The organism is Aminobacter anthyllidis (genome assembly GCF_018555685.1).
In the GTDB taxonomy this organism is placed as follows: Bacteria; Pseudomonadota; Alphaproteobacteria; order Rhizobiales; family Rhizobiaceae; genus Aminobacter; species Aminobacter anthyllidis.
This window is the reverse complement of the sequence record NZ_JAFLWW010000001.1, coordinates 228,053-243,326: the sequence shown is the minus strand read 5'-3', so window position 1 is coordinate 243,326 and position 15,274 is coordinate 228,053. Positions and strand designations below refer to the sequence as shown.

The 15,274-nt window shown below is 62.7% G+C and carries 16 protein-coding genes and 1 tRNA gene; 11 read left to right on the top strand and 6 right to left on the bottom strand.

The features are described 5' to 3' along the window. Positions 1-83: 83 nt before the first annotated feature. A complete protein-coding gene (locus J1C56_RS01250; protein WP_214385239.1) occupies positions 84-935 on the top strand; it encodes an alpha/beta fold hydrolase in 852 nt (283 codons plus the stop codon). 187 nt (positions 936-1,122) lie between these two features. Next, positions 1,123-1,332 carry a hypothetical protein gene (locus tag J1C56_RS01245; RefSeq protein ID WP_214385237.1) on the top strand — a complete coding sequence of 70 codons (210 nt, stop codon included), beginning with the start codon at positions 1,123-1,125 and terminating at the stop codon, positions 1,330-1,332. A 126-nt stretch (positions 1,333-1,458) separates the two neighbouring features. Here the strand turns inward: J1C56_RS01245 and J1C56_RS01240 are convergent, their stop codons facing one another. After that, a complete protein-coding gene (locus J1C56_RS01240) occupies positions 1,459-1,809 on the bottom strand; it encodes a hypothetical protein (RefSeq protein WP_214385235.1) in 351 nt (116 codons plus the stop codon). A 181-nt stretch (positions 1,810-1,990) separates the two neighbouring features. Between J1C56_RS01240 and J1C56_RS01235 the strand changes: the two genes are divergently transcribed. The 4 genes from J1C56_RS01235 to J1C56_RS01220 all read left to right on the top strand — a co-directional run bounded on the left by J1C56_RS01235 (position 1,991) and on the right by J1C56_RS01220 (position 3,427). Beyond that, a tRNA-Leu gene (locus J1C56_RS01235) sits at positions 1,991-2,075 on the top strand. 372 nt (positions 2,076-2,447) lie between these two features. Further along, a complete protein-coding gene (locus J1C56_RS01230) occupies positions 2,448-2,729 on the top strand; it encodes a DUF982 domain-containing protein (protein WP_214385233.1) in 282 nt (93 codons plus the stop codon). After that, entirely contained in the window at positions 2,729-2,968 is a 240-nt protein-coding gene (locus J1C56_RS01225; protein ID WP_214385231.1) for a DUF2188 domain-containing protein, read from the top strand. The genes J1C56_RS01230 and J1C56_RS01225 overlap by 1 nt, the downstream gene beginning before the upstream one ends. Positions 2,969-3,073: 105 nt before the next feature. After that, positions 3,074-3,427 carry an SH3 domain-containing protein gene (locus J1C56_RS01220; RefSeq protein ID WP_214385229.1) on the top strand — a complete coding sequence of 118 codons (354 nt, stop codon included), beginning with the start codon at positions 3,074-3,076 and terminating at the stop codon, positions 3,425-3,427. On the opposite strand, the gene J1C56_RS01215 is transcribed toward J1C56_RS01220, so the two are convergent. Together J1C56_RS01215 and wrbA are read right to left on the bottom strand one after the other, a co-directional pair. Further along, complete coding sequence (locus J1C56_RS01215) at positions 3,424-4,410, bottom strand: alpha/beta fold hydrolase (RefSeq protein ID WP_214385227.1); 987 nt, start codon at positions 4,408-4,410, stop codon at positions 3,424-3,426. The two genes, J1C56_RS01220 and J1C56_RS01215, sit on opposite strands and share 4 nt — an antisense overlap. A gap of 120 nt (positions 4,411-4,530) precedes the next feature. Continuing rightward, positions 4,531-5,160 carry an NAD(P)H:quinone oxidoreductase type IV gene (gene wrbA / locus J1C56_RS01210; RefSeq protein WP_214385225.1) on the bottom strand — a complete coding sequence of 210 codons (630 nt, stop codon included), beginning with the start codon at positions 5,158-5,160 and terminating at the stop codon, positions 4,531-4,533. Between the two features lie 190 nt (positions 5,161-5,350). On the opposite strand from wrbA, the gene J1C56_RS01205 reads away from it, so the two are divergent. The 5 genes from J1C56_RS01205 (at position 5,351) to J1C56_RS01185 (ending at position 12,784) form a co-directional block, all read left to right on the top strand. Beyond that, on the top strand, positions 5,351-6,091 hold the full coding sequence (locus tag J1C56_RS01205; RefSeq protein WP_214385223.1) for a competence/damage-inducible protein A: 741 nt from the start codon (positions 5,351-5,353) through the stop codon (positions 6,089-6,091). Between the two features lie 153 nt (positions 6,092-6,244). Next, a complete protein-coding gene (locus tag J1C56_RS01200; protein ID WP_214385221.1) occupies positions 6,245-7,084 on the top strand; it encodes a universal stress protein in 840 nt (279 codons plus the stop codon). Positions 7,085-7,211: 127 nt separating this feature from the next. Next, on the top strand, positions 7,212-7,709 hold the full coding sequence (gene gpt, locus J1C56_RS01195) for a xanthine phosphoribosyltransferase (protein WP_184769017.1): 498 nt from the start codon (positions 7,212-7,214) through the stop codon (positions 7,707-7,709). A 152-nt stretch (positions 7,710-7,861) separates the two neighbouring features. Continuing rightward, complete coding sequence (locus J1C56_RS01190) at positions 7,862-8,353, top strand: NUDIX hydrolase (protein WP_192565732.1); 492 nt, start codon at positions 7,862-7,864, stop codon at positions 8,351-8,353. A 642-nt stretch (positions 8,354-8,995) separates the two neighbouring features. Then, positions 8,996-12,784, top strand: coding sequence for a vitamin B12-dependent ribonucleotide reductase (locus tag J1C56_RS01185; RefSeq protein WP_214385219.1), 3,789 nt, complete (start codon positions 8,996-8,998; stop codon positions 12,782-12,784). Positions 12,785-12,980: 196 nt separating this feature from the next. Here J1C56_RS01185 and J1C56_RS01180 read toward each other — a convergent pair whose 3' ends face one another. From J1C56_RS01180 to J1C56_RS01170, 3 genes are all read right to left on the bottom strand, one after another. Then, positions 12,981-13,328 (bottom strand): RidA family protein, encoded by a 348-nt coding sequence (locus tag J1C56_RS01180; protein ID WP_214385217.1) that lies wholly within the window; start codon positions 13,326-13,328, stop codon positions 12,981-12,983. Positions 13,329-13,946: 618 nt separating this feature from the next. Further along, complete coding sequence (locus J1C56_RS01175; RefSeq protein ID WP_214385213.1) at positions 13,947-14,396, bottom strand: hypothetical protein; 450 nt, start codon at positions 14,394-14,396, stop codon at positions 13,947-13,949. A 250-nt stretch (positions 14,397-14,646) separates the two neighbouring features. Beyond that, complete coding sequence (locus J1C56_RS01170) at positions 14,647-15,108, bottom strand: acyl-CoA thioesterase (protein ID WP_214386621.1); 462 nt, start codon at positions 15,106-15,108, stop codon at positions 14,647-14,649. Positions 15,109-15,274 lie beyond the last annotated feature (166 nt).

Below are 15,274 nucleotides of genomic sequence, written 5' to 3'. Positions count from 1 at the left end.
AACCAGCGGGCGGATTTTCCGCCCGTTGACTTTTCCAGCGCCAAGGCAGTCACTTGGTCCGCTCAAAACAAGCGGAGGCGGGCATGCGTGCTTTCTGGACTGCTGTAGTTCTTGCGTTCGTGTCACTGCTTTCGGTCGGCGCGGCTACTGCCGAAGAACGCTGGCAGACCTTACCCGAACCTGCGGCAATGCCCGCGCCGGCCGAGACCGGCTACGCCAAGGTCAACGGCATCGACATGTATTATGCCGTCTACGGCTCCGGCGACCCGGTACTGCTGATCCATGGTGGCCTCGGCCATGCCGACATCTGGGCCTCCCAGGTCGCCGAATTCGCCAAGACCCACAAGGTGATCGTCGCCGACAGCCGCGGCCATGGCCGTTCGAGCCGCACCACCGATCCCTTCGGCTATGAATTAATGGCATCCGACTATCTGGCGCTGCTCGATCATCTCAAGGTCGACAAGACCGCGATCGTCGGCTGGAGCGACGGCGGCATTATCGGCCTAGACATCGCCATGAAGCACCCGGAACGCCTCACCAGGCTCTACGCGCAAGCCGCCAACGTCACCACCGACGGGGTCGACCCCGGCGTCGAGACCAACAAGACGTTCGGCGCCTATATCGAGCGCTCCGGCCAGGACTATGCAAAGATGTCCAAGACGCCGGACCAGTACGAAGCCTTCGTCGGCCAGATCAGCGAGATGTGGAAGACGCAGCCGAACTGGACCAAGGAACAGCTGGCCACCATCACCGTGCCGACGGCGATCGTGCTCGGCGACCATGACGAGGCCGTGACGCGCAAGCACACCGAATACATGGCCTCCGTCATACCAGGCGCCGAACTGATCATCCTGCCCAACGCCAGCCATTTCGCCATGCTGCAGGCACCGGACGAGTACAACAAATCGGTGCTGGAGTTCATCGACCGGAAGTAGGATTTCCGGCCACCTTGCCTGTTCCGTAGTCGTCAGCGACTGGAACAGGCGATCTCCCTGCGGCCAGACCTCAATAGTGCGGCCTTCCCTCATTACTCGTGCCCTTCATTGCCCCTCGGCGGAACAAATCGTGTATGGAGGGCCAAGGCCGCTGACTCGCGGCGCGAAGAAATGGCGGACATCAAGCATGGCAATCAAGTTCACTGAGAAGGCGGCACCCGTCGCAGCGAAACCGGCACCCGCCAAGGCAGTCCCTCCGACCGCAATCCCGCAGGAAGTGGCGACAGCCGCCACGAAGGACGCTGCGAAAAAGCCCGCCAAGAAAACGGCCCGCAAGGCGCCGAAATCGGATGTGGCAACAGAATCCCCGTTGCTTGATTTCAACGAAACGAAGTAGCCGCAAGCGCTCGCCGGGCTAATCGACCAGAAGCAACGCTGCCCTGCCCCAGGACGTGACCTGGCAGCGAGCGCACAAGCTGGTTGGCCCAGGCTGCTCGCCGGACGCCGCGCTGGCCGGCGATCTTCAGCTTGCCTGTTCGGTCTTTCCCCAGGTCGACGCTATCCCTGTGCAACTGCGGATGATCGCTTCGGCCACGTCAGGGTTCCCGCCCGACAATGTCTGGTGATCCGCCTCACACAGTTGGCAGAAGATGTACTGGTGCGCGACGGCCAGGAAAAACTCTGCAGGCGGCGCATCCTGGTCCGTGCCCAACGCTTCCTTCATCTGCAACGCCACGGACCTGCTCGCCTGGACGGCAGCCTCCTGGACCTTGGCGAACATCGTCTCCCTGGCTTCGTCGAGGATCGCATGCAGTGTCGCCTCTTCCGGTGTCGGCACCGGACAAGCCATATCCTCGGTCGTTTCTTTCGACATCTCTGCTCCAGTCACTTGCGCTGTCGTGCCAATCCGGCGGCCGCACGGTGCGCGGGCCGAACCTGCGCTGCCTGGGCACGTGCTGCTATACGCAATAGTCCCATTCAAGACACCAATTGCATTCCTGTGGCAGCACAAGGCCAGTTGACGGAATCGCCTGCGCAGTTGAAATGCGAGCCAAGCGGACGTGGCGAAACTGGTAGACGCAAGAGACTTAAAATCTCTCAGCCTCGGCTATGCGGGTTCGAGCCCCGCCGTCCGCACCAGGCAAAGAATTTTCCGTAACTTTGCGCCAACGAATCGAGCCCCGCTCACAAGCATATCTGACTGCATATTGGCGTGACATAATTGCCACGCTCGCGCTCTTTCGTCATTGCACAACCACACCGGAAAATTGCGGATTGTTTCAGGGTGAAATACAACTTCACCGCGTGGGGAGTGAGTGGGGAGTTGAGTACATGCACTACAATTGGGAACGTGCGCCATATTTCTGGGAAAAACACCGTAGCGCCTGCCTCGGACTTGCTGCTGCCGTTTGCGGCGCCTGGGTCGTCTTTTCCATCGTCCCTCTCTGAACCGACCAGGTAGCGCCGCCACGCGGCATGCAACCATTTGCGCCCGGCAACGTTTGAGCGGGCATGGTCGCCTCAAAGCCTTTTGCGCGCCCGGTCGTTGTCGAACTTGGCCGCCCTGGAAACTACCGTCGCATCATCAGTGTCGGCGACGCAGCCGCGTGCCTGGCAACCTCTTGGCCGCTTAACCGCGGTCCGCGTCATCGCCACGCCGTGCAAACATGCCTGAGGGTCCTTGAGGGTCATCATTCCAGCGAGGACGCACGCCGGGCATTCGTTGCGGCAGCGATGGAATCCGAGGTGTTGGTGGCCAACGACATCGCAGCATCATCCAGCGAGGGAAAATAATGGCCAAGCTCGTCTATGAAGTCGTCCAGCACGATGGTGGCTGGGCCTACAAGGTCGGCGGCACGTTCTCCGAGACATTTCCCAACCACGAGGACGCCCTTCGCGCCGCCGAAACCGCGGCGGCCGAACAGCGCGTCGCCGGTTCGACCGACGGCATCCAGTATGAAGACGCGGATGGCCGCTGGCACGACGAACTCGCCAAGGGCGACGACAGGCCCGACACCGAGGTTTCCGACTAGCCGTTCGTAGCGAGAAAACAGGCCGCACGCGTGAACCCTTTGCCGTGCCGGCGACACTCATCGGCAACCCGGCCAAACGCCGGACAGCTCAGCGGAGGCCGAACGATGTCGCTCAAATCACTATTTGCGGGCAAATCAGCATTTCCAGGCAAGGCCGCGCTTTCGGCTGCGGCGATCGCCACCATCGCTGCAACGCTGGCGATCGGCGCCGCGACCCCGGTGCAGGCGCAATATTGCGAAGGCACGGTGCACGGGCTGTCGCGAACCTACGATCTGGCCCGGGGCACGGGCTTCCTCGCGGTCAAGGCCCGTCCGAGCGCCTCATCGCCCATGGTCCGCCAGTTGTTCAATGGCGACACCGTCGAGATCACCGATCGGCGCGGCAGCTGGTACTTCGTCGGTGGCGACGGCTTCGAAGGCTGGGCCCACCGCAACTGGATGAGCAATTCCTGCGGCTAACCGGCCAGCCTGGCAGCCGCGAAGGCCCTGGCCGCGATGCGCCTGATCAAGGCCGCAACCCGCTTCGGCTCGACGAACTGCGGCATATGGCCAAGACCTTCGACCAGGTCGAGTTCCAAATCCTTGATCCGGCCCGCCAGCGGCGCCCCATGCAGTCTGTAGTCGAGCACGCGGTCCGCTGTGCCAAACATCACGGCGACCGGCAGGTCCAGCTCGCCATAGCGCGCCTCGATCGCCCCAAGGTCCCGCTCGATCGCCACCATGTCAGCCGAACTCGCGTAGAAATGGCTCGGCCGCAGCCCGGCAAAACCGCCGCCTGACGTACCATAGTCCGTCGGCGCTGCCTGCGGCGAAAACAGGAAAGCCAATGTCTGCGGTGCGTATTTCAGGCTCGTCGGTATGGCCACCGTCTCGGCAACCAGCCGCCGCTTCAGCGGCGACTTGATGTAAAGCGAGCGGAATTCGGGCCGCAGCTCATCCTCCAGATGCGTCAGCGGCGACAGCAGCACCAGCCCGGAAACCGCCTCCGGATGGTTTTCCGCCAGTGCCAGCGCCACGGCACCGCCGAGCGAATGGCCGACGACAAGCGGCCGCTCCAGCCCGAGTTCGGCAATGAAGCGCGCGATCAGCTCGGCCTGCTCGACGAGGCTACCCGAAAAGCCAAATGGTCGCCCGGAATAGCCCGAACCCGGGCGGTCGAGCGCGACGAGGCGAAAATCCGTGAGCTCCGGAAACAGCGGATGGCGGAAATGATGCAGTTGGGCGCCAAGGCCATGGATGAACAGGATCGGACGGCCCTCGCCCTGGTCGACATAGTGGATGCGGTGAGAGCCAAGCGTCACGAACTTGCCGCTTGCCGGCACCGCGCGCTCGGCCTGGGCCGAAATCCTGCGCGTCGCCAGCACGAAGTAACCGCCGACCAGCGCCACGGCCAGGAAAGCTATGCTGGCTATCCAGCCGAGAATCGTCACCGCCGTTGCCATCGAACCTCCGCCTAGCCTTGCCGCAGCTTAGCCGTCCCGGGCGTCGGCTCAAACCCGTCTCACGCAAAACGGGCGGCCTTGCGGCCACCCGTTCACAACAATCATAACAATTCGAAGCTGTTACGCAACTTCCTTGACGGCGTTCGTGCCCTTGCCATGCAGGCGGATGGCGATCTCGGCGACGCGCTTGCCCTGGAAGTGGGCGCCTTCGAGTTCCTGAGCCGAAGGCTGGCGCGAACCGTCGCCATCCGAAGTCGTGGTCATGCCGTAAGGCGCGCCGCCCCGGACCACGTCGTTGCCCATCTGGCCTTGGTAGGCGTAGGACAGCGGCACGATGACCATGCCGTGGTGCTGCAAGTGGATCTGGGCGTTGATCAGCGCCAGTTCCGCGCCGCCATGCTGGGTCGCGGTCGAAACCATCACCGAGCCGACCTTGTCGAGCAAAGCGCCCTTGGCCCAGAGCGGGCCGGTCTGGTCGAGGAAGTTCTTCATCTGCGAGGCCATGGTGCCATAACGGGTAGCGGTGCCGATGATTATGCCGTCATAGTCGGCCAGTTCGAGCGGATCGGCGATCGGCGCTTCCTGGTCGAGCTTGTAATAGGCAGCCTTGGCGACACCCTCGGGCACCAGTTCGGGGACGCGCTTGAGGGTCACCTCGGCGCCACCGGCGCGTGCGCCTTCGGCAGCGGCCTTGGCCATCTGCTCCATGTGGCCCCAGCTCGAATAGTAGAGAACAAGAATCTTAGCCATTTCATCGCTCCAACGGAAAAACTCGGGAAATCTCGCGACACCATCTTGGGTTGGCGTCTGGGGAGAGATGTAAGGCAAAGCCTGTTCAATGAAAGCGCCCCAATGCGTGACGCATCGTTCACCAAATGGCGACCATTGCCCGGTTGCCCATGCGGCTGTATCTCACTGAACCGACAACGGAGCTTTTGATATGGCCGACATCGTCACCGCAGCAATGGTCGTCATCGGCGACGAAATCCTGTCCGGCCGTACCAAGGACAAGAACATCGGCCACCTCGCCGACATGATGACGGCCGTGGGCATCGACCTCAGGGAGGTGCGTATCGTGGCCGACGACGAGGACGAGATCGTCGCCGCGGTCAATGCCGTGCGCGCCCGTTACGACTACGTCTTCACCACAGGCGGCATCGGTCCGACCCATGACGACATCACCGCCGACTCGATCTCCAAGGCATTCGGCGTGCCGTGCGAATACGAGCCGCGCGCCTATGCCATGCTCGAGGCCAACTACGCCTCGCGCGGCATCGAGTTCTCCGAGGCACGCAAGCGCATGGCGCGCATGCCACGTGGTGCCGACCTGATCGTGAACCCGGTGTCGGTGGCGCCCGGCTTCCGCATCGGCAACGTCCATGTCATGGCCGGCGTGCCGTCGATCTTCCAGGCGATGCTCGACAATGTCATGCCGACGCTCAGGACAGGCGCCAAGCTGTTGTCGACAACCGTGCAGTGCCCTTATGGCGAAGGCACCATTGGCGGTCCGCTCGGCGAGATCCAGAAGGCGCACCCCGACACCATCATCGGCTCCTACCCGAAATATCTCGACGGCACGTTCTGGACCGAGCTCGTCGTGCGCTCGCGCTCGCAGGAAGCCATGGATGCCGCACGCATCGCCATCGAGACGATGCTTGCCGACATAGCAAAGGCCGCCTGAGCGGCCGCAAACAGTTGATCCCAAACAGTTGATCCCAAACACTTGATCCCGAACACTTGATCCCGAACACTTGATCCAGGTCACATTGGAACAAGTACGGGCATGTTAGTGTTTCTTTGCAGGCAGGTTTCAGCTCGCGCAAAGGAGGGTGTCATGCCGTTCAAGACAATCGTTGCCATCATTCAGAGCGAACGCGACGCGGCCCGCGTTCTCGACGTGGCGATCCCGTTTGCCGACCGGCACGAAAGCCACCTGATCGGCGTTCATGCCGAGGCGCTGGCCATGCCATACACGACCGCCGTCGGTTTTCCCGACACCGAGTTCATCCAGGCCAATGCCGATCTTTGCAAGGAGCGCGCCGAGAAGGTGCAGAAAGCGTTCCTGGCCCGCATCGAGACGTCAGGCCTGTCATTCGAATGGCGCAGCTTCGAGAGCTTTTCCGGTGACAGCGCGCTGTCGGGCGTCGAAAGCGCGCGCTGCGCCGACATCGTCATCGTCGCCCAGGCGGCCCCCGAGGCCCGGGATTCCGTTGCCGCCGACATTGACTCGCTGATCTACGAGGCCGGCCGCCCGGTGCTGGTGGTGCCGCATTCGGCGCCGCTGATCTCGACCTTCCGCCGTGTCCTGGTTGCCTGGAACGGCAGCCGCGAAGCCACCCGCGCGGCCTTTGACGCCCTGCCCTTCATCATCGAAGCAGACGCCACCGAAATCCTGGTCATCGACCCCGTCGAGACAGCAGCCCAGAGCATGGACGCGGCGGGCGCCGAGATCGCCTCCGCCTTTGCCCGCCATGGCGCCAAGGTAACTGTCAGCGTCGAGGCCTCGCGCGGCCACACCGTCGATGCCGTCATCCATAACAAGATGGTGGAGACCGGCGCCGACCTTCTGGTGATGGGCGCCTACAGCCATTCGTGGATCCGCGAGTTCCTGTTTGGCGGCGTCACCCGCAACGTCCTGCAGGCTGGCGACACCGCGATCCTGCTGTCGCGGTAAGATTACCGCCCGATTTACTGACTGCTCCTGCCGCCCCGCCCTTGCCAAGGACGGGGCTTTCCGGCTAATTCCGCCTGCATTCCCTTATTCCGCGCCAGGTGGCGCGCCGAGCCGGAGTGCGCGTCACATGTCCCTTCCCGAAAAAGCCTTTCCCGTATCCTGGGATCAGTTCCACCGCGATGCGCGCGCGCTCGCCTGGCGTCTCGCCGGCGTCAACCCGCAGTGGAAGGCGATCGTTTGCATCACCCGTGGCGGCCTCGTGCCGGCGGCGATCATCTCGCGTGAACTTGGCATCCGGCTGATCGAGACTATCTGCATCGCCTCCTACCACGACTACACCTCGCAGGGGCAGTTGCAGGTGCTCAAGGAGATCACGCCCACGCTCCTCGAAGGCGAAGGCGAAAACGTCCTGATCGTCGACGACCTGACCGACACCGGCAAGACCGCCGCGATCGTCAGGGCGATGATGCCCAAGGCGCATTTCGCTACCGTCTACGCCAAGCCCAAGGGCCGGCCGCTTGTCGACACCTTCGTCACCGAGGTATCGCAGGATACCTGGATCTACTTCCCCTGGGATCTCGGATTCACCTACCAGAAGCCGATCGCCGAAGACCACATGGGCTGAGCCACAGCCTCAAAAGGCTTTTGCGAACCATATCCGCGCCCGGCTTCTTCGCCGGGCGTTTTCGTTATCAATCTATTTACTTTTGTTACGGAGGATTAACCCTACAATTCGTGACGCGGCGCATGATTCTACAGGTCGAGTAGGGGCTGCCGATGCTGATGAAGCCTGTCTATCACAACCATCTGGTCGAGCGGATACGCCGCCTGTTCGGCGCCCCCGCCTGCAGGCTCCAGGTCGCCGCCTTGCCCTGGCACCGCACCGCCACCGGCATCGAGATCATGCTTATCACCAGCCGCGACACCGGGCGCTGGGTCCTGCCCAAGGGCTGGCCGGAAACAGCCGAACGGCTGTGCGAGACCGCGGCGCGCGAGGCGAGCGAAGAAGCCGGCCTCAGCGGCTCGGTCGACACCCATGAAGCCGGCCGCTATTTCTACCTCAAGGAACTTTCGAGCGGCGAACAGGTCGCCTGCGAGGTGCTCGTCTATCCGCTCGAAGTGCGCAAGGTCGCCGAAAAGTGGAAGGAGCGGCGCCAGCGCACGCGCAAGTGGGTCTCTCCCAGCGAGGCCGCGCGCATGGTCAACGAGCCCGACCTTTGCCGGCTGATCTCATCCTTTGGTGCCGCGCACGCAAAATTCGCCGCCTGAGGCAACGCCAATGCTCACTATCGGGCGGCTCGCAGCAGGCATTTTTTAGGCCTTCGCCGTTGTTGCGCCGGCTTCGTCCGCGTCGCAGGTTCTCCCCGTTATCCACATTAGTGACACACAAGATGTTGGGGTCACAAAATCTACAAGAACGACTCCTTGACGTTGGCTGCCGAGTCGCCTTTTATGACTCAAGCGCGCTTGTTGAGTGTGCGGCCGGATTGTTAAGAGCCCGGTCTTTTTCCCAGATTTTGTGCGTAGCTGCTCGCATTTGACCCCCGCCCTGCGGGGCGCCGAAGCGTGCGGTTTCTGGATGTCCAAGGGGTTGGATGATAAAAATGTGGGACTGGCGGAAATCTTCTGTTAACACTATATTTAGTGTTTGCAGCCAACCTGACCGCTAGATAGTGTGAGTAGCCCTCCATGAGGGAATCGCAACAAAAGTTTCAGTTCCAAGGACCCGCGACGGTCCGCCAGTTGATGGGAACAGGCTCCGAACGGAGTTTTCCAGGTCAGGCGGCGGGATACGCGGGATAGGGCAACCGGCCGTTTGCGCGGCTGGGTCAAGTGGGTTTGCGCCTTTCGCACCAGCAACGGGAAATTTCCCGCGAAAGACGCTATATATAGACAAAAGGAAATCGACCGATGCGCATCGAGCGGCGTTTCACCAAGGATGGACAATCGGCCTACGCGGAGATCGAGTTCCGCAAGGCTCTTTCCGAGATCAAGAATCCGGATGGCTCGGTGGTCTTCCGCCTCGACAACATCGATGTGCCGGCGCAGTTCTCCCAGGTCGCGGCCGACATCTTGGCGCAGAAGTATTTCCGCAAGGCCGGCGTGCCCGCGAAGCTGAAGAAGGTTGAAGAGAACGACGTCCCGTCCTTCCTGTGGCGCTCTGTCGCCGACGAAGTCGAACTCGCCAAGCTGCCCGAAAAAGAGCGCTACGGCTCCGAGATCGACGCCCGCCAGGTCTTTGACCGTCTCGCCGGCACCTGGACCTACTGGGGCTGGAAGGGCGGCTACTTCAAGTCCGAGGACGACGCGCGTGCCTTCAAGGACGAGCTGTCCTACATGCTGGCCACCCAGCGCGTCGCGCCGAACTCGCCGCAGTGGTTCAACACCGGCCTGCATTGGGCCTATGGCATCGACGGCCCCGGCCAGGGCCATTTCTACGTCGACCCGTTCACCGGCAAGCTGACCAAGTCGAAGTCGTCCTACGAACACCCGCAGCCGCACGCCTGCTTCATCCAGTCGGTCGCCGACGACCTCGTCAACGAGGGCGGCATCATGGATTTGTGGGTGCGCGAAGCGCGCCTGTTCAAGTATGGTTCGGGCACCGGCTCCAATTTCTCGCATCTGCGCGGCGAAGGCGAAAAGCTTTCGGGCGGCGGCCGTTCGTCGGGCCTGATGAGCTTCCTCAAGATCGGCGATCGCGCGGCCGGCGCCATCAAGTCGGGCGGCACCACCCGTCGTGCTGCCAAGATGGTCGTTGTCGACGCCGACCATCCCGATATCGAGGCCTATATCGACTGGAAGGTGAAGGAAGAGCAGAAGGTCGCGGCGCTGGTCACCGGCTCCAAGATCGTCAAGCAGCACCTCGCCAAGATCATGGCCGCTTGCGTCAACTGCGAAGGCCAGGACGACGATTGCTTCGATCCGCTGATCAACACCGCGCTCAAGCGCGAGATCAAGGCCGCCAAGAAGAACTCGGTGCCGGAGAACTACATCTACCGCGTCATCCAGTTCGCCAAGCAGGGCTACACCTCGATCGATTTCAAGACCTACGACACCGACTGGGATTCGGAGGCCTACCTCACCGTTTCGGGCCAGAACTCCAACAATTCGGTCTCGCTCAAGGACGATTTCCTGCGCGCCGTCGAGCAGGACAGCGACTGGCACCTGACCGCCCGCAAGGACGGCAAGGTCATGAAGACGCTCAAGGCCCGCGACCTGTGGGAAAAGATCGGCTACGCCGCCTGGGCCTCGGCTGATCCGGGCCTGCACTTCAACACCACGATGAACGACTGGCACACCTGCGCCTCGGCGGGCGCCATCCGTGCCTCGAACCCGTGCTCGGAATACATGTTCCTCGACGACACGGCCTGCAATCTGGCGTCGATCAACCTCCTGCCTTACCGCAACACCGACGGCACCATCGACATCGCGGCCTACGAGCACACAGTGCGCCTGTGGACCGTCGTGCTCGAGATCTCGGTCATGATGGCGCAGTTCCCGTCCAAGGAGATCGCCAAGCTCTCCTACGAGTACCGCACGCTCGGCCTCGGCTACGCCAATATCGGCGGCCTGCTGATGACATCGGGCATTCCTTATGACTCCGACGAAGGCCGCGCCATCGGCGGCGCGCTGACGGCGATCATGACGGGCGTGGCTTATGCCACCTCGGCCGAGATGGCTTCGGAGCTCGGCGCCTTCGCCGATTACGACCGCAATGCCGACAACATGCTGCGCGTCATGCGCAACCACCGCCGTGCCGCCTATGGCGACAAGGGCGGCTACGAAAAGCTCTCGGTCCACCCGGTGCCGCTGGTCGCTTCCGACCTCAAGCAGCCCGAACTGGTGACGCACGCCCGCGCCGCCTGGGATCTTGCCATCGAGCTCGGCGAGAAGCACGGCTACCGCAACGCCCAGGCAACGGTCATCGCGCCGACCGGCACGATCGGCCTGGTCATGGATTGCGACACCACCGGCATCGAGCCCGACTTCGCGCTGGTCAAGTTCAAGAAGCTCGCCGGCGGCGGCTACTTCAAGATCATCAACCGTGCGGTGCCAGAAGCGCTGCGCACGCTCGGCTACACCGAGGCCCAGATCGCCGAGATCGAGGCCTACGCCGTCGGCCATGGCAATCTCAACCAGGCACCGGGCATCAACCCCGGTTCGCTGAAGGCCAAGGGCTTCACCGACGACAAGATCGAAGCGCTGAACGCAGCGCTCAAGAGCGCCTTCGACATCAAGTTCGTGTTCAACCAGTGGACGCTGGGCGCCGACTGGGTGAAGGAGACGTTTGGCTTCACCGACGCGCAACTCAACGACTTCTCGTTCGAAATCCTGCCGGCCCTCGGTTTTTCGAAAAAGGACATCGAAGCCGCCAACATCCATGTCTGCGGTGCGATGACGCTGGAAGGCGCGCCCTTCCTCAAGGACGAGCACCTGCCCGTCTTCGATTGCGCCAACCCTTGCGGCAAGATCGGCAAGCGCTACCTCAGCGTCGAGAGCCACATCCGCATGATGGCGGCAGCCCAACCCTTCATCTCGGGCGCCATCTCCAAGACCATCAACATGCCCAACGAGGCGACGGTCGAGGATTGCAAGAGCGCCTACATGCTGTCGTGGAAGCTGGCGCTCAAGGCCAACGCGCTCTACCGCGACGGCTCCAAGCTGTCGCAGCCGCTCAACGCCTCGCTGATCGCTGACGAGGACGAGGACGAAGACGATGCCGTCGAGGCCCTGATCGCAGCCCCCGCCGCCGCCAAGGCGGTGCAGGTCACCGAAAAGATCGTCGAGCGCGTCATCGAGCGGCTCTACCGCGAGCGCGAAAAGCTGCCGAACCGCCGCAAGGGCTACACCCAGAAGGCCGTCGTCGGCGGCCACAAGGTCTATCTGCGCACCGGCGAGTTCGACGACGGCCGCCTCGGCGAGATCTTCATCGACATGCACAAGGAAGGTGCCGCCTTCCGCGCGATGATGAACAATTTCGCCATCTCGATCTCGCTCGGCCTGCAGTACGGCGTGCCGCTCGACGAATATGTCGAGGCCTTCACCTTCACCAAGTTCGAGCCGGCAGGCATGGTCATCGGCAACGATGCCATCAAGAACGCCACCTCGATCCTCGACTATGTCTTCCGCGAGCTCGCCGTCAGCTATCTCAGCCGCCACGACCTGGCCCATGTCGACCAGTCGGATTTCGACAAGACGGCACTCGGCAAGGGCATCAACGAAGGCAAGGCCCTGCCCTTTTCCAAGGGCCTGACCCGCGGTGCCTCTCCGCTCAAGGTCGTCTCCGGCGTCGCCGGCAACGACCCCAAGGGTTCGGCGGCAGCGCCAATTCAGGCGCGTATCACGCCGGTCACCGCCTTCTCCGGTTCCAACGTGCTGGCGCTGGCCCCCAAGGCCGCGATCTCGGTGGAAGAATCGACCGCCTACAAGCGCGACTATGAGGAGCGGGCCAAGGAACTGGTCGAGGACGTCGCCTTCGAGGAAGCCGCAGACGAGGCTTCAGGCGCATCGGCCCTGTTCACCGACGCCGCCGCCCACGAAGCGGCCGAGGCCAAGAAACTCGCCGCCGACCGCCGCGCCAAGTCGATGCTGCAGGGCTACACCGGCAATTCCTGCTCGGAGTGCCAGAACTTCACCATGGTCCGCAACGGCACCTGCGAAAAGTGCGACACCTGCGGCTCGACGAGCGGGTGCAGCTGAGCGGTTAAGGTTGTTGGTTAGTTAGACGACAACTTCGGCCCGGTCTTAGGATCGGGCCGAAATGGCAATCCCCGTTCATCCGCTGCGCAGAATTCACCATCAAAAGCGCTCGTACACGACCCGCCAGCTTTCCTGCGAACTCGTCGGTCGGTGGCTTCACGCCTTCACAGCCACAGCGTTCCTGGCACGTCCTCCTCTATCGGGAGGCGACCGCAGTGATTTCAACGCCGAGATCAGGATAAGCGAGCCTGGATTCGACCGTCGCCCTCGCTGGTGCCTCCCCGGGAATCACCCAGCGGTCCCAGGCTTCGTTCATCTGGTCGAAGTTCGACATGTCAGCCAGATAGATCTGCACCATGGCGAGATTCCTCTTCGTCACCCCGGCCTGCGCCAGCGTCTCGTCGAGCAACTGGAGGACCTCCTCCGTCTGTTCGCGCACCGACTGGCCTCGCGTCTTCTCGGCGGTGTGGCCCGCGACGAATATCAAATTGCCAACGACAACCGCGTCACTCCACCGGGCATCGGGATTTATTCTTTCAAGCATCGGATCATCCTCTGTCGCGACTCCGCCGCACTGCTTTGAGCAGTCCAGCTGACGACAGCCTATGTTTGATAGGTCGCCCGAGAGCAAGAGACGTTGCTCGGTGGTGAGTGGCTGCCCCACGCAGCGCTGGCGCCGCTACTCTTCGCCCGCGTTCGCTGCGGCCCGAAAGCGCCTCTCGCCCCCCCGCCCCAGCACGCGGCGCAGTGGCGTCTGCGGCTGGCGCCTACCCCAGATCGAGCTCGCTCCCCCGCTCCATCAGACGAACAAGCTACCGCCACCCATCCAATGAGCTAATTGTCTCTGTACCTCCGACGGGCGTAGATTCGAGCTTGGGAAGGTGGGGTAGTGCGCCGGCGCGATTCCTTAAATCCTAGGTGTGAGTATTGCGTCGGCTGCCCCACCCCAAAGCCCACCGCGCAATGCAGACGGCCCGACTTGGCTAAGTCCAAGCGGGCCGCTCTTGCGAGCGCTCGCCGTCACCATAAGGCTGATTAGATAGTTGAGCGCAGTTCCTCCCTTCGCCATCCTGGGGCCAGGCAGGAGCAAAGCTCCGTCGTGAAGACATGGGCTCCATGCCATGACATTGCGGCAGAGCTCCACGGTCCAAGAGCCCCCTCCTCAACAACGCCTTGTCATTCCCCGCCGCGCGCAGCGCTGCGGGCCACCCGCGCTCTGGTCCGCCACCGCAGGCCCCGCGTCCGCATCTGATATGCCGTAGCGCTTGAAGAATTCCGCATTGTCGCGCTCGACCTGCTCGCGCATCAGCTTGTCGTGGCGGATGATCATCGCGTCGCGCGCGGCCCTGCCCGCGGTTGTGGTGACAAGGCTGCCCGCGCCGAGCGGAACCATCGAGGCCGCGGCACCCGCCACCCCTTGCGCGGTGCCCAGGGCCGCCGCCTCCGCCATCATCTGCTTTTCCAGCTTGCGGGTGTCGTCGGAATAATCGGGGCCTTCGAAACTCGACTCCGTGGCCGTTGTGCAGGCCATCAATGTGAGCGACAGCGCGACAGCCTGCGCCACCATGCAGATCGACCGAGCCTGCATTGGATGCCTTGCGTTGCCTGCCATTCGCCAACCTCCCCGCGAGAGCCGACAGATGTCGGCGGTCTGGCAGGCCGATCAGCCGCCAGCCCTCACCTCTATGTCGGATGGAAGGCCTCGTCTTGGACGCAACGGCACGACCTATGCGCGAAAGGAACAAAGGAGCGACTGGTCGACAGGAAAGCGCCAAAGCGAGCGACGGCCCATATCGGTTGTCCGCAGCGATCAGTCCGTTGCCGCCAAGGTGACAGCTCCCCAGTGGATAGGGTCTGTCTCGCTACGTCTCGACCGCATTGGCAGCGGCCCGGAAGCGCGCCTCGAACTCCCGCCTCAGTTCGCGGCGTAGCTCGGCTGCGCGATGGCGCCTGCGGTCGATGTCGGTCGACGGTACGAAGGCCGGAATCTCGGTCGGGCGGCCATCTTCGTCCACTGCCACCATCGTGAAATAGCAGGAATTGGTGTGGCGCCGCTGGCCGGAGCGAATGTTTTCGGCCTCGACGTGGATGCCGATTTCCATCGAGGTGCGGCCGGCGAAATTGACCGACGCCCGGAAAGTGACCAGGTCGCCGACATCGATCGGCTCCCGAAACACCACCTGGTCCACCGAGAGCGTGACCGCATATTTGTTGGAATAGCGCGACGCGCAAGAAAACGCGACGCGATCGAGCAGGTTGAGCAAGGCTCCGCCATGTACCTTGCCGCTGAAATTCGCCATTTCAGGCGTCATCAGCACGACCATTTCGAGCCGGCGCGTGTCCCTGTCTTCCACTCGTGCCCTTCCCCTGACGATGTCGCCGCATTTCCACGTCGTGTGACGCTATCCAATATGCGGCCGAAACACCAACCGCATCATCGATGCATCAACGACACATGGCTTGAGAACGCACTTGGCCAACGCAGGGCAG